The following is a 25793-nucleotide window of genomic DNA, read 5'->3' on the forward strand; positions in this document are numbered from 1 at the left end:
TTAATTGATCTATATTGTTGATATATAGAATTTATTATCTATATTTGAGAGGTGAAAAAGATAGCAGTTATATCAGCAGATGTAATTAATTCGTCGATTTATGACGAAGTTGAATATATTTCTTCGATTGATCAGCTGGAACAACCAGCAGTTAATTTTCTGAAGAAATCAGGAGATTTAATGCTTTCCAGTAGGGGAGATAGTTTTCAGGTTATGCTTCTTGATTGGCAGGACGCTTTTTTGAAAACGATTTACCTAAAATCATACTTCAAAAAAAAGACAGCTCGCCTGAAGCACAATACCACTCGAAAAGCAATAGATGTACGTATTTCATTATCTGTTGGTTATGTAGGTTCAATACCGCTGGATATTGGAAAAGCAATGGATGAACCATTTGTTCTTTCCGGAAGAGCATTGGACCAAATGAAGTCCAAAGATCAATCCTTCATTATAACAACGAACAATGATGCAATAAACAAAGAGCTGGCTTTAAATTGCGCTTTTTTGCAACATATTTTAGACGGCTGGACTGTCGCGCAAGCGGAGGTAATTTACTATCTTGTACAAGGTTACAAACAAGTAGAAATCGCTGAAAAGCTCGAATTATCACAGCCTTCGGTAAGTAACCGGATTCAGCTTTCAAACTGGGTTTTGATTGAAAAAATGAACAACCGATTTGTCGAATTAATGGACAGCTTATGATCCTTTTTCTTCGCTTATTAATGGCACATCTTCTGGCCGATTTTCTGTTTCAACCAAATTCGTGGGTAGCCGATAAACAGAAGCGAAAAATCAAGTCTGCCAAATTGTTCTATCACATTATTGTTGTGACAGCGCTTTCCGCTCTTTTTACGATTGATTTATTTGAGTGGCAGATTCTACTTTATATTTTCATTTTTCACTATATCATCGATTTAGCGAAAATTTATTTAAAGCCTAAATCATTATCCGATCTTTCGTGGTTTCTGATTGATCAGTTTTTTCATTTTGTATTGTTGTTTTTGATTTGCCTTATATTCGATCGAAACCTGTTTCAATTTGCAGAAAATCAGATTGATGTCCTTTTTAGCCGCAATTCGTTTATACTGCTTATTGCCTATTTTATAATCATTTCGCCATCAGGAATAATTATAAATTTAGCGACCAGAAACTGGCAAGACCAGATTAATCAAGGTGATGAGCCAAATTTGAGGAATGCCGGTAAATGGATTGGAGTGCTGGAGCGGGTATTGGTATTAACTTTTTTGTTGGCCGGCCAATTTCAGGCAATCGGATTCCTGATTGCAGCAAAATCGATCTTGAGGTTTTCAGTGAAAAGTGAAGTCAATGCGCGAATTATGTCTGAATATGTGCTGGTGGGGACTCTGATTAGTTTTACAATCGCCGTTTTTGTTGGAATTGCCACAAGGTCGTTGCTCGGTCTTTAGCCCGAAATCCGAGTAAAAAGCTCTCTCATCGATTCAATATTCAAACTAAAAAGGATCGCGCAATCCGTGAAAACGAAAGGATGAAGTTGGGAGCAATAAATTGATTTTGTATCCAACTGCATTCAATCGTTCTCATTGTTGTCACCGGAGATCAGCTTTATAAGTCAAACATTTCTTTCCAGAGTCGGTCAAATTCTTCCTGGTATTGCTCGATAAGGGCATATTTTGAGGTAATGAGCAAATTTTCGTTGTTGTGCTTGGAAGCAGTATAGGTCCAATTGAAGCTGCCGGTGAAAGCAAATCGCTGGTCAATGATGCCAAATTTATGGTGCATATGATATTGCGAATGATCAATTTTGACCGGAATCCCTGCGTTACGCAAGGCAAAACCTTCAGAACCCCGGTCGAATATCTTTCGATCGTCGGTAATGAGCCGAATTTTCACGTTACGCTTCATCGCTTGCAGAATTTTGTTCGTCAAACGAGAATCTGTAATTGTAAAAACGCATAAATCAATGGTCGATTTAGATTGATCAATCAAATCGCCCATTACCTCTAAGATATCGTTGCCCGGGCTAAAATAAACTTTATGGAAACGGAAAGTGTGCTCTTCAAGCAGGGCGAGACAGTATTCAAGCCAGGCGATTGATTGTCCGTCGTGGTTTTTCTGTTCCAGAATTCTGGCTTCGTGGAAAAGGCGACTTTTCAGCTCTTTCCTGTCCGAAAGCGAAAGTTGTTGAATCTCAGACGCTATCTCTACACCATTTGCAGTTGAATAAGCTTTCCCATATTGATCTTTTAGATATTGAATAACCTTTTGCATGAGCCTTATTTTTCAAATGAACAGGCAATCCAGTTGTTCTTTTCTTTAATGGTCAATTTGCGTAAATACAATTCAGAAGCTTTTCCGATAATGTCCTCCAGATCATCTCGATAAAAACCGCTAACGATCAAAACACCGTCTTCATTCAATACGCTGACATATTTTTCAATATCCTGCAGGATGATGTTTTTTTGGATATTGGCGAAGATAAGGTCGAATTTTTTTTGTCCAAGCAAGCTCGCGTCACCAATCATGGCCTCCATATTGGAGATCTTATTTAGTCGGCAATTTTCGACTACGCTTTCAAACGCCCAACTATCAATGTCAATTCCGGTAACTTCCTTGCAGCCTCTCATTGCAGCAAAAATACCGAGTATGCCGGTGCCACAACCCATGTCCAAAACTGTCTGACCATCAAGATTTAATTCGCTGATGTGTTCAATCATTAGCGAGGTGGTTTCGTGGTTTCCGGTTCCAAAAGCCATGTTTGGTTCAATAATAATTTCATACTTGGCTTTGGGATATTCCTTGTGGAATGGAGCACGAATTAAACACTCCTGACCAATCAATAATGGTTTAAAATAGTTTTTTTCCCATTCTTCGTTCCAGTTTATATCCGGCATTTCTTCTTGTTGAAAAGAAACTTCAAAAGGAATATTGGACAAGATGCCTTGGATGTCGACTGTTGACACTTTCTCTTTTGGATAAAAGGCATTGAGCGAAGTTTCGCTTTCATCGAAGCTTTCAAAATCCAGTTCTGACAGATAGGCAGTCAGGATTTCCCGATTAATTTCATTATCGGGAGTTAGTTTAAAAATAACCTTTGTGTATTGCATTTATTTCTTCCGCCGTTAACAAACCTAAACCAGGTTTCGTTCTTTTTTTAATTGTTCGTACGCTTCGTTTACCTTTTGGAATTTCTCTTTGGCAGCATTCTGAAAATCGTCGCCCAGATAGCTAACCTTATCGGGATGGTATTTCATGGCCATTTTACGATAAGCTTTTTTAATTTCTTCGTTCGTTGCCGAAGGATCAATCTCCAATATTTTATATGCAGCATCGGTATTGGCAATGAACATCGATTTGATTGACTCAAAATCTTTGGCCGTAATTCCCATGCTTTTTGCAATATGATCGATTAACTGGAGTTCAACTACATCAATTTGCCCATCGGCTTGAGCTATTCCAAATAGAAAATGAAGCAGCTGAAGACGCGACGAATAGTCCATGTTCTTCTGAATTTGATGGCAAACATCAGAAACCGGAATGTTTTGGTTCAATAAATCGCGGAGTAGTGTCAGTGCCTCTTGCGCCGATTCTGCTCCAAATGTGCGAACAAAGAAATCCTTCACATAGTTAAGTTCCGACTTTAATACTTTACCATCCGATTTCATCACCGCAGCCACCAACACGAGCAAACTCATCACATATCCTCCTGTGGTGGTGGATTTGCTCTGACCATTGGTTTGAGTTTGCGGGTATTGATTGTTTTCGAACATCGATCCGACAACAAATCCTATAATTCCTCCTATTGGGCCCAGAAATGCCCATCCTAATCCTCCTGCTATCCATTTAGCAAATTTACCCATGACTTCTAATTTGTTTATCTAATTCAATTAATTGGGGAACAACTAGTTCCCTGTTATCGTTTTTAATAATAAAATTGGCTAGTTTACTTTTTTGTTCATCCGTCCATTGTCGCTCAATCCGCGATCGAACATTTTCAGCAGTGGTATTTTCACGCTCCATAACGCGTTTAATCCGGTCTGCTTCGGGAGCGGTTACCAAAACGGTGTAATCCATCATTTTGTAGAAACCGCTTTCGAACATGATCGCAGCCTCGTGAATGATGTATGGCGAATTTTGTTGGTTCGCCCATTTCTCGAAATGATTGCGCACTTCAGGATGAATAATCCCGTTAACTTTTTCGAGTAAAGGTGGCGAATTAAAGATCAGTTCGGCTAATTTTTTTCGGTCAATGTGCTGATTTGGCAGGTAAATGTCGCTTCCGAATTCAGCGATCAGTTGATTCTTTATGGCGACTGAACTATTGATTAGTTTCTTGGCTTCTGTGTCGGCTTCGAATACGGGAATTCCAATACTTTTAAAAAATTGACAGATAGTAGACTTTCCGCTACCGATTCCACCTGTGATTCCAACTTTAATCATCCTGTTTTTTCTCGATTAGATATTCAACTTGTTCAGGTACGAATGACACCGAACGAATATTTTGGGCGTTTGCCTCCAGGCTTATCGGAAGCATTTCCTTTTTTTCTGCTATATCGGAGTAGGAGACCGTAAACCGAAAATCCTTCGCCGTAATTTCTGAAAAATGACTCAATCCAACCATAAAACTCACTTTAACTTTGTCAGGAAAGGGTTTAATCAGAAGGCTATCGGGTACATCAACTATTCTCACCGGCACAATTAACTGTTTTTCAGTGAATTCTTCGAGTGGTATTTTTAGAATGACACGTTTAGGAGTTATACTCGAATTTACATAGACTTCGAGTTGAACATTGCGTTGAATGTTTTTGTCTAAGTCGGTATAATGTTGAAATTTGGTATACACATATTGCAAGGTGTCCAGAAGTGACTGTGCGCCGGCTACAACAACTGAATCGGGGTCGGTTGTAATTTCACCACTAACGTAGTATTGCTTTTTTAATTCGTAGGTTATGTTGGGTTTTACTTTGACTTTTCGTTTTACAATTCGATCAAATTCGAAATAAAGCGAATCAGGCTGAATTTCGATTATTTGCAGTTCGTTACTAACCTGACTCGAGATGCGGTTAATGAATTGCCGGGTACCAATGCGGAATTTTGCATTGTCCGATTCTTCCATTTTTCGACCGGTATAGTCGTTCACATTGAAAACAAGCGGTGAAAATGCCATACTTAATTTATGCCTCAGAATTGAAAACCCAAATGAGTTCACTTTCAGAACAAAGTGATCGGGAGGCGAGTTGGCTAAAATTTTATTTTTCGGGAGATTCGTGTACTTAACCGGGAAGGCTAGGTCTACCGTATATTGCTTATTTAAAGCATTTAGAAACCAAAAAACGGTTGCTATACCAAGACAAATCAGGAAGACAACCAGCCTGGAGTTGTCTTTCAATCGTAGTGCTTTATAAAGCGCTTGAATTTTATCGAACCAATTTTTTTCCACGAAACCAAAGATAAAAAAAAGGGCAGACTATTATGCCCGCCCTTTTGTATTTCTGATAGCCAAATTATTTTTGTTGCGGAAGATCCGAGATATCCTTAACAACAGCTGATTTGTCGACACGAAGTTTTACGTTGTCATCAACCTGAAGAAGAAGGTAGTTTTCTTTAATTTCAACTACTTTTCCATAGATACCGCCAGTAGTAACTACTTTGTCGCCTTTTGCCAGACTTTCGCGGAATGTTTTCAGCTCTTTTTGCCGCTTCATTTGAGGTCTGATCATGAAAAAGTAGAATACCACGATAATCAAAATCATGGGTAAAAAGGTCATGATCGGATTTGCATCAGTTCCCTGTTGGGGAGCCATTAATAAGTAATTCATTGTTTCTTTTATTTAATTATATATGTTTATCAAATCATTTTGCACTTCGGCAACAATTATTAAAGTTACGGGGTCGTTACCGGCGTTGGTCGAAATTTGAATTTGCTTCAACACCCGACCAACTTCTCCCGACGTATTAAACAACACTTCGATGTAATTGTGATCTCCGGGTTTAACCGGCTCGTCCGGAAATTCAACATTCAAACATCCACAATCAACATCCGCGTTCCGGATTACTAAATCCCCGTCTCCTTTATTGGTAAACCGAAAACTAAACGACACCATTTCGCCGGCTTGAACGGTTCCAAAATTATGGAATTCTTCCTGAATCGCAAATTCCGGATTCCCTTTTGGATTTTTATTGTCGTTTTTGGGTTTCGATGAACTGTGGCAGCTGGTTAAAGTAATGACTGTCAGTATTAAAAGACAAATTTTCATTCACCAGGTGTTTCTTCGCCAATTAAACCACGACCTGCTTTCACGATAAGGTTTTCCTTTTTCATCGCTTTCACTGCTTTATCCAGAATTCCGTTGATAAAGTTGCGGCTTTTTTGTGTGCTGTAATATTTCGATAGCTCTATGTATTCGTTCAGGGTTACCTTTGTTGGAATTGACGGGAAATGCAAAAACTCGGCAATGGCCATTTCCATGATCAGGTTATCGATGAATGCAATACGCTCGACATCCCAGTTTTCGGTGTATTGTCCTACAACTTTTGTCAAATCATCATGATTGAGGACACATTTCCGAAAAAGACTTTTCACAAAATCGCTGTCCTCTTCATCCTTAAACATGGGCATTAGTGAAGAGTTTTCATTAGAGAACTCTTTGAATTTTTTAATGGTTTTTATGATCATACTGACAACGAAGTCAATATCATCGTTCCAATAAATGCTTTCTTCCTCCAAAATCGAGTTCAGTTCTTCCGACTGTAGAATAATTTCGGCGAAGAGCAATTCAATCACTTTTTTATCATCCTGATAATTGCGGTCGCCTTTAGTCATGTACTCAGCGTAAAAGTCTGAATTAATCAGGCTTGTGTAAAGCTTTTTAATCAACTCCGGCTCATTGCTCCAACTGAGCTTCGATTGTTCCAATTGTTTCAGAAGCGCTTTGTTGTTGCGAATCTGTTGAATAAACTGGTTACCCACAAAACGGGTATTTGGATTTAAGTCGTCGGCGGTTGGGAAGTGTTTTTTCTTGCGAAGCTCGATGATCGAGTTGGCATGATCAGCAATTTCGACCACTAACTGAAATAAGTGGTGGTAAAGATCATAAGTCTTCTGAATACTGAAAAATAGTTCTTTTTCAGAGTTGTTGATCGACTTTTCCGTTGAGCTGTAGTGGGCGTAAAGTACCTGCAATACTTTAATTCGGATAATTCTTCTGCTAATCATATTTTATAGAACTTGTTACTTTTTTGAGGGCACAAAGGTATAAAATTTATTTTCAGGTGTTCATTCGAAAACCGCTTTTTTAAATATCTTCTTTCGTTTCTGTTTGTTCCTGATTTTGATTTGATCTCGGGTCTCCAATATCAGTTGGAATCATGAAATTGTCGTTTTCTTCGTTGTCATCTTCTTGTTCCCATTCGAAAACGCTGCGCTGTGGACCTTGTCTTCGGTAGAAGATACTTAGAATGAATCCGCTTGCTGCTCCCCATAAATGACTTTCCCACGAAACTCCTTTTTCAATCGGAAACATTCCCCAAAACATTCCTCCATATAAAAAGACGACAATGATGGAGATGGTTAACAGCTTGACATCGTTGCGAAGTATGCCGCTGAAAAACAGGAAGGATCCAAGGCCATAGATCAATCCACTGGCTCCGATGTGCCAGGCTTCGCGAGCTCCAACCCAAACGCAAATTCCTGAAAATAAATAGATCAGAAGGAAGATGTGCCAGGCTAACTTCCGGTAGAAATAAAATAACGCAACGGCTAAAACAAAGAATGGAACTGAATTGGCGAAAAGGTGCATTAAATCTCCGTGGATAAACGGAGAAGATAGAATGCCAATGAGTCCGTTGAGTGTGCGCGGATAGATACCGAATTGAGCGAACGAGAGATTCAGTACTTTTTCAACAATAAAAACCAGCCAAAATCCAAAAAGGAAGAGAGCTGGAAAGACCATACTGTATCGGAAAATTTTCTTTTCCAATTGGTCGTCGAGCTGACTTTTATTTGGATAATAGTTGAATAGTGGCATCTATAATAAATCTTTGAGCGCTTTTATAAACCCGAAAATGTCTTCTTCGGTCGTGTCGAACGAAGTCATCCATCGTACCTCGGAGCGTGATTCATCCCAAATGTAAAAAAAATACTGAGCCTGAAGAGGTTCGATAATTGACGGTGGAATAATTGCGAAGACCCCATTGGCCTGAGTTTTTTGAGTGAGTTTTATGCCTTTAATATTGGCAACTTCTTGTTCCAGTAAAAGGGCCATTTTGTTCGCGTGAAGCGCATTTTTTTTCCATAGATCATTTTCGAAATAAGCCAAAAACTGGGCGCTTACAAAGCGCATTTTCGAAAACAATTGCATGCTTTGCTTTCGAATGTACTTTGTAAACCGGGCTTGTTCCGGATGAAAGAAAATAACTGCTTCTCCCATCATCATGCCGTTTTTTGTTCCACCGAATGAGAGTACATCCACACCCGCGTCACGAGTGAACGAGCGAAACGGTAAATCCAGTGCTGCCGCGGCATTCGCAATTCTGGCACCATCCATGTGAACCCAAAGTCCATATTGATGAGCGAGTGTAGTAATCGCTTTGATTTCTTCAATCGAGTAGATCGTTCCCAGTTCAGTTACCTGTGAAATTGAAACGACTCCGGGCTGGGCGTGGTGTTCAAAATCGAAGCCGTGAAGGTGTTTTTTTAGTTCGTCGGGGCGAATTTTGCCTTGTTCCGATTTGACTGGGATTAATTTGCATCCGGTAAATTTCTCGGGTGCACCACACTCATCAACCTGAATGTGAGCTGTATCGGCACATAACACGGAGTTGAAACTTTGAGTCAGGCTGGCTAGTGAAAGCACATTGGCTCCGGTTCCATTAAATACGAAGAAGACTTCAATGTCGGCGCCAAATTCTTGTTTAAACCGATCAATGGCTGTTTCGGTCACCGGGTCGCCGCCATAGCCTACCATGTGTCCGTCGTTTACTTTAGCTATAGCTTCCAAGATGTCCGGATGAATTCCGGCGTTGTTGTCACTTGCAAATCCGCGTTTTATCATTTCCAGGGGTTGTAATTTCGATTTAATCCTTCAATTTCGATGTCCAAACTTATAAAAAATGTATGCAAAGTAGCCTGGAATTTCGCCCTATTTTGCGAAAAAGTCAGGGGAGCTTTTAATTCTAAAAGTTCGTTGTAACTTACCGGGAATGATGATGCAATACAACTTTTGCTGATTGAACGTGTTATGAGCTTACACTTAATTCAAACTGAACCCTGCGAATGAAAAAACAAAAGATCGTTGTTTTCTGGTTTCGTCGCGATTTGCGGATGAACGATAATCATGGTTTTTATCAGGCACTTAAATCCGGTTTTCCGGTATTGCCGGTGTTTATTTTTGACAAAAATATTTTGAGTGATCTTGAACAGACCGATTCTCGGGTAACGTTTATTCTTCATGAGGCTCAAAAGCTGCAAGATGAATTCGAAAAGCGAGGCAGTACATTTTGGATCTACCATGGTACGCCGCAGGACGCTTTTAACCGCTTGCTGTCCGAGTTTGATGTGGCCGAGGTATTCACGAATCAGGATTATGAACCCTATGCCCGGGAAAGGGATAAAGCGATCTATGAGTTGCTGGAGGATGAGGGGATCCGGCTACGAGCATTCAAAGACCAGCTTATTTTTCACAAAAATGAAATTGTGAAGGCAGATGGCTCTCCTTATACTGTTTTCACTCCCTATAGCAAAAAGTGGCTTTCGGCAATGACCGAAAAAGACTATCAAGCGTATCCATCGGAGAATTTGTTGGAGAACCTGGTGAAGCTTGCTCCCTTGCGCAAATATCATCACGTTGATTTGGGATTTAAGAAAGGGGAGTACAAAATTCCCCCGTTGGAATTGAACACTTCTGTTATGAACAGCTATGCAGATACGCGCGATTTTCCTGCATTGGCGGGCACTTCGCGGTTGGGAGTTCATTTGCGCTTCGGAACAGTTAGCATTCGGCAGGTGACAGAAGTGGCTGTTCAAACTTCGGCGACTTTCTTAAACGAATTGATTTGGCGAAATTTCTATATGGATATCTTGTGGCATTTTCCTCATGTTGTTCGTAAGTCATTCAGGCCTGCTTACGATTTTATTCGCTGGCAAAATTCGGAGAAAGATTTTGCACGCTGGTGTGCCGGTACAACAGGCTATCCGATGGTTGATGCAGGAATGCGCGAGCTGAATGCTACGGGCTACATGCACAATCGGGTTCGTATGGTGACCGCAAGTTTTTTATGCAAGCATTTGTTGATTGATTGGCGCTGGGGAGAGGCTTATTTCGCCGAAAAACTGCTCGACTTTGAACTGGCGTCAAATAATGGCGGGTGGCAGTGGGCCGCGGGCTCAGGCTGCGATGCTGCTCCATATTTTCGGGTGTTCAATCCCGAACTGCAACAGAAAAAGTTTGATTCGAATTTTGAATACATCAAAAAGTGGGTTCCTGAGTTTGGTACTTCGGCTTATCCTGAGCCCATGGTTGATCATAAAATGGCTCGCCAGCGTGCTATTAGCACATATAAAGAGGGGTTGAGAGATCGGTAGTTTCTTCGGGATAGCGCAACTACTAACCCGGATAGCTGAGGAACAGATTATTTTGATGTGATATGTCGCTTATCGAACAGACTACCGGAAAGCATTTCGGATAATAGCTGGGAGAGGAATGACAGACTCCTTTTTCAGCCTCCGGAAATTAAAAGCGGATCTGTGCCTAACCGGTACAGATCCGCTTTTTTATACAGAAATTAATTCACAACCTTTATTTTCCTTCAATCCAATTAATAATTTTCGGATCGTTGGGCTTGGTTTTCGGACTAGCCATGTCAACCAGATTCCCATTCTCATCAATCAGGTATTTTTGAAAATTCCACGCGACCGACGAGTCCATTTTTCCGTTTTGCGATTTTTCGGTCAGCCAATGGTATATTGGAGCTATATTGTCGCCTTTGACCGAAATTTTCGACATCATTGGGAATGTAACGCCATAGTTCTTTTGGCAGAATTCCTCAATTTCAGTGTTCGATCCCGGTTCCTGTCCAAGAAAATTATTGGCTGGGAATCCGATAATCACGAATTTTTCACTTCCATATTTCGAATATAGCGCCTGTAGGTCTTTGTATTGCGGGGTCAATCCGCATTTGGAAGCTGTGTTCACCACCAATACTTTTTTACCTTTTAGATTGGCCATGCTGAAGTCACTTCCTTCGATGTCTTTCACCGTAAAATCGTGAAACGAATTTTGGCCGAAGCTCAACAGAGCTGCGAAGACAAAGATGATGACTAATTCAAATTTTTTCATGGGTTTCAATTTAAATGAATACTTTGTTCCGATATGAATGAAACTTTTTGTACCGGAACAATCTCGTTCAATAGCATCAAGCTAAAACAGTCTCTTCGCGAAAAAGTTTAGACTGAATAGGTTACAAAAAGCGAGCCGCACTGTTAATAAATTCCATCCCGAAAATAGGCTAAAATGTTTATCTTTGGCATTTCACAAGAAAAAATATGGAGAATTTTATTGTTTCTGCACGCAAATATCGCCCCGACACGTTTCATTCGGTAGTGGGGCAGGCATCAATTACATCGACTCTAAAAAATGCAATTAAGAATCGCCAACTGGCTCATGCTTATTTATTTTGTGGACCACGTGGGGTAGGAAAAACTACTTGTGCCCGGATTTTTGCCAAGACAATTAATTGTCAAAACCTGACAGCAGAAACAGAACCATGTAACACTTGCGAGTCGTGCCAGGCTTTTAATTCCAGCCGTTCGTATAACATACACGAGCTTGATGCTGCCTCCAATAACTCGGTTGAAGATATTCGTACGTTAACTGATCAGGTTCGGATTCCACCACAGATCGGGAAGTACAGCATTTATATCATTGACGAGGTTCATATGTTGTCGCAATCGGCATTTAATGCGTTTCTAAAAACGCTGGAGGAACCGCCCAAACATGCATTGTTTATTCTGGCAACCACCGAAAAACATAAGATTATTCCAACTATTTTGTCGCGTTGCCAGATTTTCGACTTTAATCGGATTAAAATATCTGATATTGCCGGACACTTGGGCTACGTAGCGAAAAGCGAATCGGTTGATATTGAGTCGGAAGCATTGAATGTGATTGCACAGAAAGCGGATGGCGCCATGCGTGATGCTCTGTCAATCTTCGACCAGATTGTTAGCTTTTCAGGCAAAACCATCACCTATAAAAATGTTATTTCCAACTTAAATGTGTTGGATTATGATTTTTACTTCCGTTTAATCGACCAATTTCTAAAGAGCGATGTTTCGGGAGCATTGATGCTCTTCAACGAAGTATTGGATCATGGTTTTGACGGTCATCATTTTATTACCGGATTAAGCAGTCATATCCGCGATTTATTGGTTTGCAAAGATCCGATTACGGTTCAACTGCTCGAAGTTGGTGGCGAAATTAAAGATAAATACAAACAGCAAGCAGCTGGTTGTCAGCAGGATTTACTTTTCGAAGCCTTGAAAGTCAGTAATGAATGTGATCTGCAGTACAAGCAAAGTCAAAATAAACGCTTGTTGGTTGAACTGGCTTTAATTAAAATGGCACAGCTTTCCGAAAAAAAAAAATAGCTGACGAGTCGAAATCGGAGGAACTTGAGCCTATTTTTCAGAAACAGGCCGGTTCGTCGCCAGCCAACGGTTCTCAGGAAACCGCAAACATTCCGCAATCAAAAAAATCTGTCCAACCCGGTGCTTCAGAAGAAAATGAAGTAAAGGAACCACGAGTTTCGTCCAAAAGAGTCATTCGACGTTCGGGGCGGGGATTTACACCTTCTATAAAGGATGCGATGTCGGGCAAGTTTGCCGACGACGCGAATGCTGACGATGCGAAAGAGAAAATGAAGTATTATTCCGGTGAAGAACTTCATGAACCTTTTACAAAAGAAGCTTTCGAGGCTAAATGGGCTGAATATTTAGAACGATTAAACGATCGTCCGAATTTGAAGGCAACCCTGACTCGCGTTCCCCGGATTGTTGATTCCTGTAAATTGAATTTACCAATTGATAACGATTTTCAGGAAACCGAGATTTCAAAGATTAAGCCTGATTTGGTATCGTGGTTGCGCAAGGAACTTCGCAACACCGGAATTGAACTGATTACCGAAATTGTGGAGATGGAGGGAAGTTCGTCGCGCCCCCTTTCGGATATGGAACGACTGATTGAAATGGTAAAAAAGAATCCAAATGTTAATTTATTGAAGCAAACCTTTTCGCTCGATTTTAACGAATAAAATTTGAATACTGTCTTAAATTGGGTTAAAAAACTGAACTTTCAGCGACCTGATTTTACAAAAACCGTTCTTATTTTCTATATTTGAAAAAAACATAAAAAAACTGATTATGCTCAAGGAGACTGTAGAGAAAGCATTAAATGCACAAATAAATGCTGAGATTCATTCAGCATATTTATACCTGTCCATGTCAGCTTGGTTTCAAGCTAAAGGATTGTCGGGATTTGCCAACTGGATGAAAATTCAGTACCAGGAAGAATTGACTCATGCCATGAAGTTTTTCGATTTCGTTCATGAACGTAATGGCCGGGTTCTGTTGGAACCGATCGCTAGTGTTGATCAGGAATTTGACAGCGTGATTGATGCGTTCGAAAAAACACTTGCGCACGAGCAGTTAGTGACCAGTTTGATCAATGGTTTGGTTGATACCGCCATTGCTGCAAGCGACCACGCAACACAAAGCTTCCTTACCTGGTTTGTTGATGAACAAGTGGAAGAAGAGGCAACAGTTAGCGGAATTTTGGATGACCTTCGTTTGATCGGTGGTCAGGGAAATGGTTTGTTCATGTTGAATCGTGAATTGGCTTCCCGCTCATTTGTTGATTCTACATCGGCAGAATAATGTGATAAAAGTATTACAAAAAGGCTGCCTATATGGTAGCCTTTTTTTATGTTGAAGCACCACAAACGACGAAAACAGATGGATAAAAGAATAGAAAAAGCTTGGGGCGCTTTACTCGAAGCATGTCGCGTAAACTTAAACCACAAGGAGTTAGAGCAAGTTACGCGGGCATTTGAATACGCATACGATATTTTGGGTGAACGTACGTGGTCATCAGGCGAAGTAATTATTGTTCACTCGCTGGAAGTCGCGCAGGTGGTGGCGGAAGAAATCGGGCTTGGCGTCGATTCAGTAACTGCGGGTTTACTGCATAATGTTCCATATGAAGATGTTCCCCGACGTCCGGGAATAAAAGAGATTGAGACCCGTTTCGGGCCGTTTGTTGGCGGAATCCTGGAAGGGATGGCAAAAATTAATGCCTTGGGAACAGACACTGTTGATTTGCACTCGGAGAATTACCGAAAACTAATGCTGGCTCTGGCTGGCGATGTTCGGGTAATTCTGGTCAAAATCGCGGATCGCTTGCACGTTATGAGACATCTGGACAACTATCCTGCGGATGTGCAATCCAAAATTTCAGTTGAAACGTCCCACCTGTATGCGCCACTGGCTCACCGGTTAGGGTTGTATTACGTCAACTCTGAGCTGCTGGATTTATGCTTGAAATACATTACTCCGGAGGCTTATTATCACGTTTCAGAACGCTTGCAGGAGTCGGAACTTGAACGAAAGAATTTTGTTGCTGAATTTGTCAAACCGATTGAAGAAAAGCTGAAAGCAAAAGGCTTCAAGTTTGAAATGAAAGCACGTACTAAAGCCATTAATTCCATCTGGAATAAAATGAGCAAACAGGCTGTGGCTTTTGATGAAGTCTTTGACATATTTGCAATTCGGGTGATTCTCGATTCAAATAAGGAAACAGAGAAATCGGATTGTTGGCAGGTCTATTCAATTGTAACGGAAGAGTATCAGGCTAATCCTGAGCGAATGCGCGATTGGATTACTGTTCCCAAGTCAAATGGGTACGAAAGTTTACACGCCACCGTGTTGGGACCGCATAAAAAGTGGGTTGAAATTCAGATTCGAACTCGCCGAATGGATGAGATTGCAGAGAAAGGGTTAGCCGCGCACTGGAAATATAAAGGTGGATCTGCTTCCATGGAAATGGAGAAATGGTTGGCTAGTGTTCGTGAAATTCTCGAAAATCCGGAGTTAAACGTTGTGGATTTTATCGACGAATTCAATACCAATATTTATAATGAAGAAATTTTTGTTTTTACGCCCAAAGGCGATTTGAGAAGGCTTCCGGCAGGAGCGACTTTGCTTGACTTTGCCTACGAAATTCATTCGGTTGTTGGAGATCACTGTGTTGGTGGTATGGTCGATGGCAAAAAAGTTACGCTTAAGTACAAACTGAAGAATGGCGAACAAATTTCAATTGACACTTCGAATAATCAAAAACCAAAATTAGATTGGTTAGATATTGCCATTACTAGTAAGGCTAAGAACCGGATTAAATCCAGTTTGAACGAAGAGCGTAAACGCGAGGCCGAAAACGGCAAGGAAATTTTAACGCGAAAGTTGAAAAACTGGAAAATCGATTACAACGATGAACTCATTCGCATCTTGCTAAAACACTACCAGTTAAAGCTAGCCCAGGATTTTTATTATAATATCTCGACCGGAAAAATTGATACGCTCGATATCAAAGAAGTAATAACAGCTAAGGATGAGGCCGATCACTCGGTCAAGCATAAGTTGGAAGATTCTTTGCCAAACGAGCAGGTCAAGGAATTGGAATTTACCGGAGGCGACGATTATCTGATTATCGACAATAATCTTAAAAACGTCAACCATAAACTGGCACAGTGTTGTAATCCTATTTTTGGTGACGACATTTTCGGTTTTGTTACAATTAGTGAGGGCATCAAAATTCATCGGCGTACTTGCCCAAATGCCCGTCAGATGTTCGAGCGGTATCCGTATCGAATTATACCGGCAAAATGGCGGGAGTCTGATAAACGATCATCATTTCAGGCAACAATCCGGTTGTCGGGAACGGACGACGTTGGAATCGTGGCGCAAATTTCGCATGTTATCTCGAAAGATATTGGCGTCTCGATGCGTTCAATCAATATTGATTCCCTGAATGGCGAATTTGAAGGAACTTTGCGCGTGTATGTGAACAACCTCGATCACTTGGACTTCCTGATGCGTAAACTTCAACATATCAAAGGAATTCAGCACGTTTCGCGCGCCGATACCTAAAAGTTTAAACCGCTATTTTAACAATTGTTCCGGGGAGGGCAGTTGTTAAAAGGTGTTAATGTGTATCGTGCACGATATAATATTTGTGTGTTTGTATCGCGAACGATATAAAATAATGAAGATATGTATTCAACAAAAGTAAAAGCAACAGGCGGCCGTAATGGCGAGGTTAAAAGTGAAGATGGTGTGCTCGACCTGACGATCAGGATACCGAAAGAAATGGGAGGGCCGGGAGGATCGCACACGAATCCGGAACAGTTATTTGCCGCGGGCTACGCTGCATGTTTCGACAGTGCGCTTCAGTTAATGATTTTGAAAGAAGGATTGAAACGAAAAGAATCGTCGGTCGTAGCAACGGTAGACCTCAATCGGAACGGACAAGATTTTGATTTAAGTGTGAAATTATCGGTTGAGATTAAAGATGTTGATTTTGAAACAGCCAGAATGTTGGTCGCCAAGGCTCATGCTACCTGTCCATACTCGAAGGCAACAAAAGGAAATATCCCGGTTGAAATAACCGTAGTAGAAAATTCGATGACAGAAATAGGATCATAAACGGCACTTAAAAACAGGATTTGTATGGAAACAATTTATGAGTTTAGCGCAAAATCTCTTCAAGGTAAGGAGGTTGATTTTAGCGAATTTAAAGGGAAAGTGGTCGTGGTGGTAAACACCGCCAGCAAGTGCGGCTTTACGCCACAATATGCTTCCTTGGAACAGTTATATCAGAAATACAAAGAGCAGGGATTGGTGATTTTGGGATTTCCATGCAATCAGTTTGGTAATCAGGAGCCTGGTTCGTCAAAAGATATTGAAAAGGGTTGTGCCATAAATTATGGCGTTTCTTTCCGGATGTTCGAGAAAATTGATGTGAATGGTAAAAATCAGCATCCGCTGTATCGCTTTCTAAAAGATAAACAATCCGGCCTGTTGGGCAGTAGAATCAAGTGGAATTTTACCAAGTTTCTGATCGATCGGAACGGCATTCCGGTAAAGCGATTCGCGCCGATTACTAATCCCTCTAAAATGGAACAGGATATTCTGGAATTGCTTTAAAAAAGAATTAATATTGCAGGTAGTACAACTAACTACCTGCTAATTTTCGTTTCATGGAACAACTAAAGCTCGACAATCAATTGTGTTTCCCGTTTTATTCACTTTCGCGACTGATTGTTCGCAAATATCAGCCGTATTTGGACGAATTGGAAATTACTTACCCGCAATATCTTGTGTTGTTGGTTCTGTGGGAGTCTGATGCAATGCCGGTGAACGATATTGCCAAAAGATTGATTTTACAAACGAACACGGTTACACCTTTGTTGAAACGAATGGAATCGCAGGGCATTGTTGTTCGTGACAAATCGGAAGACGACGAGCGAAAAGTAATCGTTAAACTCACCGAAAAAGGGAAAAAAATGGAGCTTGTAGCAGCCGAAATTCCAGCGAAAATGGCTGGTGGGATGAACATGAGCGCCGATGAGCTAAAAAATCTGCACAGCACCCTTTACCGTTTAATCGATCAGTTGAAATAGTCGCAGTGATTTGTATTCACCACCTCATTTTTTAATCGAGTACCGCTATTTTGCCATTTTCGTTTGCCTTTTAGTGTGCTACTCCCGAAACCATTCCGTTTTATCTTCTGCCGGGATTCGCATTCGTGGCGGGCGTTTGAAATTCTCATCTGCTTCACCCAAAATGAAAAAACCAACTGGTTCGTCTTCGGGCTCCAATCCCAGAAAAATACGTGTTTGCATGGAGTAACAGATCGCACCGGTGCTCAGGTAACCGGCAATTCCGTAAGCTTCCAGGCTCAGGTAAATATTTTCGACAGCACAAGCGACCGATGCTAAATCTTCTTGCTTTGGAAAGCGTTTATACGGATCGCGTTTGGCGATTACCGCGATTATGTGCGAAACCCGCTTGTGTTTTTCAGAATAAGCGTCATATTTAAGATCAGCGAACTTCTCAGCCGGCGTTATTTCCTTATAAACACGTTGCTGAAACGCAAAAAAACGTTTTACGGCATCGCTGGCAAAAACCTTAAAATGCCAGGCTTGAACCAACCCATGCGATGGTGCCCAACTGGCATTTACAAGCAATTTTTCGATCACAGAATCATCAATCAAACTTCCTTCTTTCAGTCCATTTACAAAGGTCGATTTTCTGTTTCTAATCCACTTCTCAATATTTTCCGCCGTTGTCTCCATTGTTTTATAGTTTTGAATTTAGAGGAAGGAACAAAGTATAAAGCGATTAGTTTGTATCTTCGTCAATAGTTTTTTTTGAACCAGAAAAATACAACCACGTTTTCCAATGACAGAGATGAAACCGCAGATTGATAAGATTCGAGATCTGATAACAGAAAACCAATTGGCAGAAGCTACCTGTATTATTCAGGATGGTCTGGCGACGAGGGCAGACGATGCTGATCTTCATTTTTTGCTGGGGCAAATTAATGTAAAGCAGGAAAAATGGGGAAGTGCGATCAACCAGTTCAATCGGGTTCTGGAGATTGATCCGGATTATCCGGCAGCTCAATCCCGTATCGAGATGGCCCGGTCAATTCTTGGTTATTTCAATCCAGATCTGCTAAATCCATGATTATTTCAAAACAAACCGGTAGGTGATTGTTCCGGTTTGGAATGCTGGCGCATTGGGATCGGCGTTAAACGTTGCTTTAAGTGCTGCTTGTCGGGCAGCTTCCAGCATCTTGGCATTGTAGGTATTCGTACCTTGTACTCCGGGCTTTGCATTACTAACCTTACCGTATTTATCAACCGTGATACTCACGACAACAACACCTTCTTCATTTCCGGGATAAGTAGGTTTGGGCAAGCCTGTTGCATTTCGTCCTTCAAGGCTGAAAGATGGGCCCGTGCCAGAGGCTCCGTTGCCTGTTCCGCCATTTCCGTTATTGGTTGAGTTGCCGCCTGTCGGACTTCCCTGGTTGCCTCCCGGATAGCTGGTGCCCTGTCCGGTGCTTTTTGAGCTGCTACTTCCGGCTCCCGAGCCTGAACCAAAGGCATTGGCCGCGCGGTTATTAATTTGAGCTAACTTTTGTGCTTCGGCTTCCTTGCGTAAACGCTCTTCCTCTGCAGCCTTGCGCTGGCGTTCCAGTTCTGCTTGCTTTTGACGTTCAATTTCGGCCAAGCGCTGTTTCTCCGCTTCTATTTGTTTTTGCTTTTCCAATTCAGCCTGCCGCTTTTTTTCGGCTTCAGCAGCCAGCTTTTGTTGTTGAACAGCCTCCGCTTTCTTTTTCTGGTCGGCGATCTGTTGCTGACGGTTCAGCTCTTCCTGCTGCTTTTTTGCTTCTTCTGCTTTTTTCTTCTTTGCGGCTTCCAAAGCTACAGTCTTTTCATAATCCTGCGTCATCAATTCCTCTTTCGCCTGGGTTGAAGGAACTGAGGCTGCTGCCGATGCTGGAGGGGGCGGCGGTGTACTGGCCTGCACTACCGGAGCTTTTTCTTCCTTAACCACAACAGGAGGACTTTGCTTTTGAGCCGGGGCTGGTTCTTCTTCTCCCGCACCTTGCTCGCTATCGCCGAAATTCACCAGAATTCCTTCCTCGCCGGGCAAGGGGAGCGGTGTGAAAAAACCAAAAAGCAGCAGCAATATCAGAATGATGACATGCACGACAATGGTTCCCCAAAATCCTTCTTTATGTTTTTGAATGTAGCTCATTAATGTTCCGGTGCGGTAGCTAATATCAGTTTGTATTTGTTACGTTTGGCGATATTCATAATTTTTACAACTTGCTCAACCGGAACCGATTTGTCGGCGTGCAGCGAAACATAGGCATCCGGATTATCACCAATACTACGTTGCAGGGCAGGCTCAATTTCATAGAACTTTACTTTGCGGCTATTACCATCGGTGTTAACCGAATATGTTAGGTCGGCTGTAATTGAGACAGTTGTAATTGGTTTTGCAGCCGTTTGGTTATTGCTTTCAGGTAACATTAACTTTAGCGCGTTTGGCGCAATTAAAGTTGACGTGACCATGAAAAAGATCAACAGCAAAAACACAATGTCGGTCATTGACGACATGCTGAAGCTGGCATCTACTTTATTTCTTCGTTTTAAAGCCATGCTGGTTATTTTGCAGGTTCATTTAATAAATCCAAAAAATCAGATGTGGCTGCTTCCATTTTAAAAATCACCTTTTCGACATTCGACACCAAAATATTGTAGGCGAAATAGGCGATAATCCCCACCGTTAATCCGGCAACAGTAGTTACCATAGCTTGATAAATACCGGATGAAAGCAGTGTAACATCGATATTATTTCCGGCATTTGCCATATCATAGAAAGCCTGAATCATACCAATAACTGTACCAAGGAAACCAATCATAGGAGCTCCACCGGCTACACTGGCCAATACGGGCAGTCCTTTTTCCAATTTCGAAATTTCCAGGTTTCCGACCATTTCAATCGCTGAATTTACATCCGACATTGGGCGACCAATGCGTGTAATCCCTTTTTCAATCATTCGGGCAGTTGGAGTATCCTGAGAACGGGCCAAGGTTAGGGCTGCATCGATTTTTCCTTGAAGAATATAATCTTTTACCCGTTCGAGCATCGAGTTGTCAACCTTTCCGGCCTTTTTAACAGCTAAATAACGATCGATGAAGATGAAAACTGCAATGAGCGATAAAGCCAGGATCGGAATCATGATCCATCCGCCCTTCAAGGCCAGATCGAAAAAGCGGGTTACAATACCATCTTGTTGCGCAGCTTGAGCGACCATGTCAGCACCCTCGGTGGATGTGCTCACCTGTAATAAAAAGAAGTTCAGCATATAGTTTTCTGTTTTTTTGTAGTCATGTAAATGTAAAACGAGGCACACTTCAGAAAAGTATGCTGCGCAAAAATAACAATATTTTCAAGCTGACCTTACAGCATAAACTCAATATAATAGAAAGCGGCAGCTACTAAATAACCAACCAATTCCAATCCGGATGTTTTTATTTCCGATACCGGATGAAACCGATCTTATAAAGAGCAATGGCGGTCAATTCGTCTGTTGATCCTGAAGCGACTAATACCACTCGCTTAACCTGGGAGTAATATCGTTTTCGTCGGTATACAGCTTCCTGTCGTTAACAATTATCGTTCCAGATAAAACATTGACTACTCAAAAAAAAACTACCGATTTCAAATCCCGAATAAAAAACTAGTTTGCTCTTTTGCGCTTTCGAAACAAGTTTATAAACTTCTGCCATAGTTCACCGAAGGTATCATAGCTCTCGCGGTAGCTAATACCAATCCCTTGCTTATAGGGCGAGGTCTCATAGATCAGACTGTTATTGGATTGATTGTATGCCTTGAATTGGAGTTTTCCATTATTCGTGAGTTTCACCGTGACATCAAAATCACCGACAAAATCGGCGCTATTATTGTTTATAGTCGATCCTGTTTGGTTGACATTATTACTGATGTTTCCATTTATGGTCACGCGGTCGTTAAAAAATTGGGTGCTAAGAGCTAATTCAATTTCATCGTCCGAAATCTGATTCCCCGGACGGTAATTAACGCCAATGTCGAAATCGTTGCTGATTTGTGAAAGCCAGTTGCTCAATTGGTTTGAAAACAGCTCGCTGGCAGTGGTTCCAACTAAATTCGAATTTTGCGACTCGTAACTTCCGCGCAAATACTCAGGGGTGTAAAAACGTCCCATCACGAGAAGCGAAAGAATTTGCTTGTTCATGTCTTCCTCTGTACTCAGATATTGCAATACTTCGTCCTTGATCCGGTCTTCGGCCGTTGGAAACTCAATATCGAACCCAATGGTAGGGTTGCTAAGCTGATCCTTTAGCGCTATTTTACAGTTAACCGGAATGCGTTGTGAGTAGTTAACGTTTTCGGTTGAGTTGGCGAATAATTCACTTAACGATGCTTTCAGCCGATAGATGGCGTTGACATTGATTGTCGCATCATATGGATCACCGTTCCACTGAATTGTTCCCAGGCTTTCAATCTCAAATTTCTTATTAATTACATTCTGTAGTGTAAACAGATAATCTCCTCGATCGATCGTGTATTCGCCAAACATTTCAATATTGTAGTTCGGATCGATTTTTAACTGAATGTTTCCGGTTCCCTGAGCCCGAATCATATCGCCGACCTGAGAATTGTATACGAGTTGAAAGCGTGCTTCAGGCGTTAGCTGAATATTGAAATTCATGAACACAACGGACTGATCTGTCGAGGTCCTGATTCTCATGTTTTTGTCTTCCAGTTTGCTGTGATCGACAAATTTTATAAAATCATATTCCTGTGCTTCTTCTTCGTAATCTAAGGCGATGTTCAATGCGGTGTGATTCAATGTCCGGGCATTTCCATCGATAAAAATCTCTCGTCCGTGCCCGGTAATTTTAACCACTCCTGCAGCGTAAGCTTTCCCGTAAAAGCGCTCGTTGATAGCCGGAGTTGTATTAATAACCTGCAGGTTTTTCGAATTAACAGACAGGTTGTAGTCCATATTCGAGAAATTATCGTGCCTGATCGATCCGTTAAAAACACCTGAGTTACCTTCTGAATCGTTGATGGTAATATGGTCAAAGATGATTGAGTCGCCTCTGAATTTCACCTTGTTTGTAAATTTATAGCCTACTTGAAGATAGCTTAGAGCCAGACCGGCATTGTTTGCCATCACATCGCCATACATCATTATTTTGTCGTGTTTGCCGGTAATTTTCACTTCTCCTGTCGCTTCGCCACGAATATCCTGAAAACTACCTTCCAGAAATGGCTCCAGCAAGCTCAGCGAGAGTGCTTCAGTGTTGATCGTGAAGTCGAGGCTGTCCTGTGTTGGGAAATAGCTCCCGTATCCGTAAAGGTTCTGCTGTTGTTTGTTCGAAACGATTAGCTCAGATTGAATCGCGTTCGAGGGCGTGTCCCATTTACTTAGCACACTAACGTTGCCGACTTTCGTATCGTTGTACTTAAAGTCATTCAATTTTACATCAGAGAGGAACAAGGCCCGATTGTAAAGGTCAACCAAACTGATGGTTCCATCCAATATCCCAGTGAGTTTATTGTTTTCACCGGTAATCAGATTAAAATTATCAAGTTTGAAGTTATTGATTCGTACCGCGAGCTCATCGGTTTGTTCTTTCGAAATCACACCGTTTAGCGAGATAAACTGGTTGCGGTTCGAAATCATAAAATTATCCACTTCGACCCGGCTCGAATCTATCGTCACATAAGACGGATTGATCTGCCATAAGGTATCCGCGACATAAATCTTGCTGGGCTCGATTTTAAGATCAACGTGTGCTCTATTATTCTCGCGCATGGTGAATTTCATAAATCCCTCAAGCTCACCGCTGTATGTCAAAACATCGTAGTTGTTCCAAAGCAGCTTGGTGCTCATTTCATCGTCCTTGGCCGAGGCAAGTACCGCGATGTTGTAGAGGTGCTGATTTTCGCTGATTTCCAGCTCTTCAATACGGCTTTTAAATTCAAGTTTATCGGTTGAGTGGAGCGATAGCGAATAGCCTTTTATGTAGAGTCCATTGAGTTGGATATCAGAGATTTCGGTGTAAAGATTAATTTGGTTTTTTGTTTCATCAATTACGCCGGTAATGTAACCCGGACTTAAGGTCAATCGCGGGTAAAATGTACGTAGAATCGGTGCGGTATCTTTAATTTCAGCATTCAAACTAAACCGGTTCAATCCGGGTGTTTTACTGATTTTTGCACCGCTTGACGGCATGTAATGGGCGATAAGGTTTTCAATACTCCGGCTCAGGCTTATAAACTGGTAGCTACCCTCGATTTCAGCATCGAGGAAATCAGAGTTTAGTTCAAGTTTGTTGTTTTCTCCCGAGGAAGTTGTTAAGGACAAACTATTCAACAGGATCGAATTGTTCTCGTTCGTATATTTCCCACCTTCGAATTGAACAATTCCTTTTAAATCGTCGATTGTGCTTCCGGTAAAATTTGCGTTAATGTGCATCGATAATTCCGATTTTTGGTGCACTTTGTCAATTTTCAGAGCAACAAGGTCGGCTTTATGCAACAGCAATTTAAAATCGAATAACGATGAATCCGGGTTCACATTCACTTTCCCATTGAACGTGCACTTCAGGTTTTCATCGTCGATCACCAAATCGCCTTCAAACTTCTGATTCTGGATCAGCCCGTCGAGAATAATGTTTTTGTACATGTAGTCGCTAACCATGATGCTGTCAGCTGTTCCTTCAACTTTAGCGTCCAAAACGTTCGTAATCTGGTTAAAACGACCATCAATGCGGCCGGTAAAGGTCAGTTTCCCGAGTTTGCTGGTTTGTGTTAATTTTCCAAGTTTGAAATTAACGGTTTTTAAATGTCCGCTCACGTCCAGGTTTTCTTGTTCTCCAGGTTTAAACGACAGGTCGGTGTCAATACGACCAAAGTTCGAATTAATGGTACCGTAGGCGACAAAATCGCTTAAAAATCCGGTGAAATTGCCGTTGTACCGGATTAGTCCGGCTTCGTAAAGCGTATTCGATATTTTTGGGTATCGGGTAGGCGAGCGATCCGGAAGACGTATCTCTGCCAGATCTTTAAAATCAAGCGTCGAGTTATTTAAGTCAAGTTGAATGAAGGCACGATTAATTTCCGGCAATCCGTTGATGTAAAAGTCGCAATTAATTGTTGTTGATTTTCCGGTTTTTATCTGAAGTTTTCTAGCTTTTAACTCATTGATTTTACCGTAGATATGCCCCGACAGTTGAAGCTTTTGATCCATTCCCTTGATGTCGGGAACCACGGTTGCAAGATCGCGTAAATCGAGCTCCGAATCATCCAACATCAGATCAATGTAACTTTCGGTAATGTCGGCTCCGTCATCAAGCTTAGTCTGATCGAAAATGATTGTTGCATTCCGTACTTCCGATTGTCCGGTCGATAAATTTAGCTGGCTTAATTTCGCGTATTTCTTGCGGGAGACAAAATCGCCGGTCAGGTTTTTCAGCTGAAAGCTTTTGTGGTCATCAAGCTGCATTTTGTTGATTCGGAAATACACAGAGTCTTCATCAAATTCGAAATCGGAAACATCCATTTTAATGTTCTGGATATCAATTAAGTGGAGGTTTTCTTGTTCGAAATACGCATATCCCACCTGAGCCTGGTCGAACGAAAAAGTTTCGCATGAGATGGTCCAGCTTTGTGGATCTTTTTTCTTCGATGAATTTCGTAATCCGTCAATCAGGAAACTATAGTTTGGCAGGTGTTGCTCATCCATTGAAACATGAATCTTAGCGCGAACGAATTCAACAGAAGAAAGTTTGAGTTCTTGCTTTTTAAAATTCAAATGCGAAACCGATGCAATTAAATTGTCAATGTAGAGCAGCGTATCATGCTTTTGGTCTTCAATATATACCTGCTTTAAGACGAGTTTGTTGAAAAATGAGATGTCAACCCGTTTAACGCTGATTGTCGTTTGGAACTTTTTGCTCAAGTTATCAGTGATCTTGCTTACAACATAAGTTTGAACAACACTAATCTGAAACGCCAGATAGATCGAGAGCAGAAGTAGCACGAATACTCCTGTAAACCAAACTGCTATTTTGAATGTTTTTTTAATATTTTTGTCCCCTTAATTAGTCGCAAATTAAACGAAATTCGATGG

The 25793-nt window shown here is 41.3% G+C and carries 27 protein-coding genes; 11 read left to right on the plus strand and 16 right to left on the minus strand.

Translation table 11 applies throughout. The annotated features are described in order from the left end of the window. The first annotated feature begins 51 nt into the window (after positions 1-51). The gene (locus tag ABZD21_RS05225; RefSeq protein WP_372773411.1) at positions 52-702 is read left to right on the plus strand and encodes a hypothetical protein; all 651 of its coding nucleotides are present in this window, start codon (positions 52-54) and stop codon (positions 700-702) included. Next, positions 699-1427, plus strand: a complete 729-nt coding sequence (locus ABZD21_RS05230) for a DUF3307 domain-containing protein (protein ID WP_372773412.1) — start codon at positions 699-701, stop codon at positions 1425-1427. The genes ABZD21_RS05225 and ABZD21_RS05230 overlap by 4 nt, the downstream gene beginning before the upstream one ends. A gap of 157 nt (positions 1428-1584) precedes the next feature. Here ABZD21_RS05230 and ABZD21_RS05235 read toward each other — a convergent pair whose 3' ends face one another. The 10 genes from ABZD21_RS05235 to ABZD21_RS05280 form a co-directional block, all read right to left on the minus strand. After that, positions 1585-2250, minus strand: a complete 666-nt coding sequence (locus ABZD21_RS05235; protein WP_372773413.1) for a phospholipase D-like domain-containing protein — start codon at positions 2248-2250, stop codon at positions 1585-1587. A 5-nt stretch (positions 2251-2255) separates the two neighbouring features. After that, positions 2256-3086 (minus strand): 50S ribosomal protein L11 methyltransferase, encoded by an 831-nt coding sequence (gene prmA, locus ABZD21_RS05240; RefSeq protein WP_372773414.1) that lies wholly within the window; start codon positions 3084-3086, stop codon positions 2256-2258. A gap of 24 nt (positions 3087-3110) precedes the next feature. Continuing rightward, a complete protein-coding gene (locus tag ABZD21_RS05245; RefSeq protein WP_372773416.1) occupies positions 3111-3839 on the minus strand; it encodes a TerB family tellurite resistance protein in 729 nt (242 codons plus the stop codon). Then, on the minus strand, positions 3832-4419 hold the full coding sequence (coaE, locus tag ABZD21_RS05250; RefSeq protein WP_372773417.1) for a dephospho-CoA kinase: 588 nt from the start codon (positions 4417-4419) through the stop codon (positions 3832-3834). The genes ABZD21_RS05245 and coaE overlap by 8 nt, the downstream gene beginning before the upstream one ends. Then, positions 4412-5419 carry a YbbR-like domain-containing protein gene (locus ABZD21_RS05255; protein WP_372773419.1) on the minus strand — a complete coding sequence of 336 codons (1008 nt, stop codon included), beginning with the start codon at positions 5417-5419 and terminating at the stop codon, positions 4412-4414. Before ABZD21_RS05255 ends, coaE begins: the two co-directional genes overlap by 8 nt. Before the next feature lie 64 nt (positions 5420-5483). Next, positions 5484-5798, minus strand: coding sequence for a preprotein translocase subunit YajC (yajC, locus tag ABZD21_RS05260; protein WP_372773421.1), 315 nt, complete (start codon positions 5796-5798; stop codon positions 5484-5486). A gap of 12 nt (positions 5799-5810) precedes the next feature. Then, complete coding sequence (locus ABZD21_RS05265) at positions 5811-6236, minus strand: DUF1573 domain-containing protein (RefSeq protein WP_372773422.1); 426 nt, start codon at positions 6234-6236, stop codon at positions 5811-5813. Continuing rightward, positions 6233-7195, minus strand: a complete 963-nt coding sequence (nusB, locus tag ABZD21_RS05270) for a transcription antitermination factor NusB (RefSeq protein WP_372773424.1) — start codon at positions 7193-7195, stop codon at positions 6233-6235. Before nusB ends, ABZD21_RS05265 begins: the two co-directional genes overlap by 4 nt. Positions 7196-7274: 79 nt before the next feature. Further along, positions 7275-8006 (minus strand): rhomboid family intramembrane serine protease, encoded by a 732-nt coding sequence (locus tag ABZD21_RS05275; RefSeq protein ID WP_372773426.1) that lies wholly within the window; start codon positions 8004-8006, stop codon positions 7275-7277. Then, positions 8007-9032: a low specificity L-threonine aldolase gene (locus tag ABZD21_RS05280; protein ID WP_372773428.1), complete on the minus strand. Its 1026-nt coding sequence runs from the start codon at positions 9030-9032 to the stop codon at positions 8007-8009. It lies immediately after the preceding gene. A gap of 221 nt (positions 9033-9253) precedes the next feature. Here ABZD21_RS05280 and ABZD21_RS05285 point away from each other — a divergent pair, with 221 nt between their 5' ends. Further along, positions 9254-10561 carry a deoxyribodipyrimidine photo-lyase gene (locus ABZD21_RS05285; protein WP_372773430.1) on the plus strand — a complete coding sequence of 436 codons (1308 nt, stop codon included), beginning with the start codon at positions 9254-9256 and terminating at the stop codon, positions 10559-10561. A gap of 214 nt (positions 10562-10775) precedes the next feature. Here the strand turns inward: ABZD21_RS05285 and ABZD21_RS05290 are convergent, their stop codons facing one another. Then, positions 10776-11315 (minus strand): glutathione peroxidase, encoded by a 540-nt coding sequence (locus ABZD21_RS05290; RefSeq protein WP_372773432.1) that lies wholly within the window; start codon positions 11313-11315, stop codon positions 10776-10778. Between the two features lie 206 nt (positions 11316-11521). Between ABZD21_RS05290 and ABZD21_RS05295 the strand changes: the two genes are divergently transcribed. The 7 genes from ABZD21_RS05295 (at position 11522) to ABZD21_RS05325 (ending at position 17709) form a co-directional block, all read left to right on the plus strand. Then, entirely contained in the window at positions 11522-12625 is a 1104-nt protein-coding gene (locus ABZD21_RS05295) for a DNA polymerase III subunit gamma/tau (RefSeq protein ID WP_372773434.1), read from the plus strand. Between the two features lie 218 nt (positions 12626-12843). Beyond that, complete coding sequence (locus tag ABZD21_RS05300) at positions 12844-13287, plus strand: hypothetical protein (RefSeq protein ID WP_372773436.1); 444 nt, start codon at positions 12844-12846, stop codon at positions 13285-13287. 109 nt (positions 13288-13396) lie between these two features. Next, positions 13397-13909, plus strand: coding sequence for a ferritin (locus tag ABZD21_RS05305; RefSeq protein ID WP_372773438.1), 513 nt, complete (start codon positions 13397-13399; stop codon positions 13907-13909). Positions 13910-13987: 78 nt separating this feature from the next. Beyond that, positions 13988-16177 (plus strand): bifunctional (p)ppGpp synthetase/guanosine-3',5'-bis(diphosphate) 3'-pyrophosphohydrolase, encoded by a 2190-nt coding sequence (locus tag ABZD21_RS05310; RefSeq protein WP_372773440.1) that lies wholly within the window; start codon positions 13988-13990, stop codon positions 16175-16177. A 123-nt stretch (positions 16178-16300) separates the two neighbouring features. Beyond that, positions 16301-16732 (plus strand): organic hydroperoxide resistance protein, encoded by a 432-nt coding sequence (locus ABZD21_RS05315; RefSeq protein ID WP_372773441.1) that lies wholly within the window; start codon positions 16301-16303, stop codon positions 16730-16732. A 24-nt stretch (positions 16733-16756) separates the two neighbouring features. Next, the gene (locus ABZD21_RS05320) at positions 16757-17233 is read left to right on the plus strand and encodes a glutathione peroxidase (RefSeq protein ID WP_372773443.1); all 477 of its coding nucleotides are present in this window, start codon (positions 16757-16759) and stop codon (positions 17231-17233) included. Between the two features lie 53 nt (positions 17234-17286). Further along, entirely contained in the window at positions 17287-17709 is a 423-nt protein-coding gene (locus ABZD21_RS05325) for a MarR family winged helix-turn-helix transcriptional regulator (RefSeq protein WP_372773445.1), read from the plus strand. Positions 17710-17787: 78 nt separating this feature from the next. On the opposite strand, the gene ABZD21_RS05330 is transcribed toward ABZD21_RS05325, so the two are convergent. Beyond that, complete coding sequence (locus tag ABZD21_RS05330; protein ID WP_372773447.1) at positions 17788-18384, minus strand: nitroreductase; 597 nt, start codon at positions 18382-18384, stop codon at positions 17788-17790. A 106-nt stretch (positions 18385-18490) separates the two neighbouring features. On the opposite strand from ABZD21_RS05330, the gene ABZD21_RS05335 reads away from it, so the two are divergent. Then, positions 18491-18778, plus strand: coding sequence for a tetratricopeptide repeat protein (locus ABZD21_RS05335; RefSeq protein WP_372773449.1), 288 nt, complete (start codon positions 18491-18493; stop codon positions 18776-18778). Here the strand turns inward: ABZD21_RS05335 and tolA are convergent, their stop codons facing one another. From tolA to ABZD21_RS05355, 4 genes are all read right to left on the minus strand, one after another. Continuing rightward, complete coding sequence (gene tolA / locus ABZD21_RS05340; RefSeq protein WP_372773451.1) at positions 18779-19858, minus strand: cell envelope integrity protein TolA; 1080 nt, start codon at positions 19856-19858, stop codon at positions 18779-18781. Then, positions 19858-20265 (minus strand): ExbD/TolR family protein, encoded by a 408-nt coding sequence (locus ABZD21_RS05345; RefSeq protein ID WP_372773453.1) that lies wholly within the window; start codon positions 20263-20265, stop codon positions 19858-19860. Before ABZD21_RS05345 ends, tolA begins: the two co-directional genes overlap by 1 nt. A 5-nt stretch (positions 20266-20270) precedes the next feature. After that, entirely contained in the window at positions 20271-20975 is a 705-nt protein-coding gene (locus ABZD21_RS05350) for a MotA/TolQ/ExbB proton channel family protein (RefSeq protein ID WP_372773454.1), read from the minus strand. A gap of 375 nt (positions 20976-21350) precedes the next feature. Next, positions 21351-25622, minus strand: coding sequence for a translocation/assembly module TamB domain-containing protein (locus ABZD21_RS05355; RefSeq protein ID WP_372773456.1), 4272 nt, complete (start codon positions 25620-25622; stop codon positions 21351-21353). Positions 25623-25793 lie beyond the last annotated feature (171 nt).

This window comes from Mangrovibacterium sp., assembly GCF_041596335.1.
In the GTDB taxonomy this organism is placed as follows: domain Bacteria; phylum Bacteroidota; class Bacteroidia; order Bacteroidales; family Prolixibacteraceae; genus Mangrovibacterium.

Coding starts and splice junctions, on each gene's coding strand:
- ABZD21_RS05275 (WP_372773426.1), bottom strand. CDS start 8,006: ATGCCACTATTCAACTATTATCCAAATAAAAGTCAGCTCGACGACCAA.
- ABZD21_RS05330 (WP_372773447.1), bottom strand. CDS start 18,384: ATGGAGACAACGGCGGAAAATATTGAGAAGTGGATTAGAAACAGAAAA.
- ABZD21_RS05230 (WP_372773412.1), top strand. CDS start 699: ATGATCCTTTTTCTTCGCTTATTAATGGCACATCTTCTGGCCGATTTT.
- ABZD21_RS05290 (WP_372773432.1), bottom strand. CDS start 11,315: ATGAAAAAATTTGAATTAGTCATCATCTTTGTCTTCGCAGCTCTGTTG.
- ABZD21_RS05320 (WP_372773443.1), top strand. CDS start 16,757: ATGGAAACAATTTATGAGTTTAGCGCAAAATCTCTTCAAGGTAAGGAG.
- ABZD21_RS05310 (WP_372773440.1), top strand. CDS start 13,988: ATGGATAAAAGAATAGAAAAAGCTTGGGGCGCTTTACTCGAAGCATGT.
- ABZD21_RS05350 (WP_372773454.1), bottom strand. CDS start 20,975: ATGCTGAACTTCTTTTTATTACAGGTGAGCACATCCACCGAGGGTGCT.
- ABZD21_RS05295 (WP_372773434.1), top strand. CDS start 11,522: ATGGAGAATTTTATTGTTTCTGCACGCAAATATCGCCCCGACACGTTT.
- ABZD21_RS05325 (WP_372773445.1), top strand. CDS start 17,287: ATGGAACAACTAAAGCTCGACAATCAATTGTGTTTCCCGTTTTATTCA.
- ABZD21_RS05305 (WP_372773438.1), top strand. CDS start 13,397: ATGCTCAAGGAGACTGTAGAGAAAGCATTAAATGCACAAATAAATGCT.
- ABZD21_RS05265 (WP_372773422.1), bottom strand. CDS start 6,236: ATGAAAATTTGTCTTTTAATACTGACAGTCATTACTTTAACCAGCTGC.
- nusB (WP_372773424.1), bottom strand. CDS start 7,195: ATGATTAGCAGAAGAATTATCCGAATTAAAGTATTGCAGGTACTTTAC.
- ABZD21_RS05235 (WP_372773413.1), bottom strand. CDS start 2,250: ATGCAAAAGGTTATTCAATATCTAAAAGATCAATATGGGAAAGCTTAT.
- coaE (WP_372773417.1), bottom strand. CDS start 4,419: ATGATTAAAGTTGGAATCACAGGTGGAATCGGTAGCGGAAAGTCTACT.
- ABZD21_RS05345 (WP_372773453.1), bottom strand. CDS start 20,265: ATGGCTTTAAAACGAAGAAATAAAGTAGATGCCAGCTTCAGCATGTCG.
- ABZD21_RS05285 (WP_372773430.1), top strand. CDS start 9,254: ATGAAAAAACAAAAGATCGTTGTTTTCTGGTTTCGTCGCGATTTGCGG.
- ABZD21_RS05280 (WP_372773428.1), bottom strand. CDS start 9,032: ATGATAAAACGCGGATTTGCAAGTGACAACAACGCCGGAATTCATCCG.
- ABZD21_RS05245 (WP_372773416.1), bottom strand. CDS start 3,839: ATGGGTAAATTTGCTAAATGGATAGCAGGAGGATTAGGATGGGCATTT.
- tolA (WP_372773451.1), bottom strand. CDS start 19,858: ATGAGCTACATTCAAAAACATAAAGAAGGATTTTGGGGAACCATTGTC.
- ABZD21_RS05300 (WP_372773436.1), top strand. CDS start 12,844: ATGTCGGGCAAGTTTGCCGACGACGCGAATGCTGACGATGCGAAAGAG.
- ABZD21_RS05315 (WP_372773441.1), top strand. CDS start 16,301: ATGTATTCAACAAAAGTAAAAGCAACAGGCGGCCGTAATGGCGAGGTT.
- prmA (WP_372773414.1), bottom strand. CDS start 3,086: ATGCAATACACAAAGGTTATTTTTAAACTAACTCCCGATAATGAAATT.
- yajC (WP_372773421.1), bottom strand. CDS start 5,798: ATGAATTACTTATTAATGGCTCCCCAACAGGGAACTGATGCAAATCCG.
- ABZD21_RS05335 (WP_372773449.1), top strand. CDS start 18,491: ATGACAGAGATGAAACCGCAGATTGATAAGATTCGAGATCTGATAACA.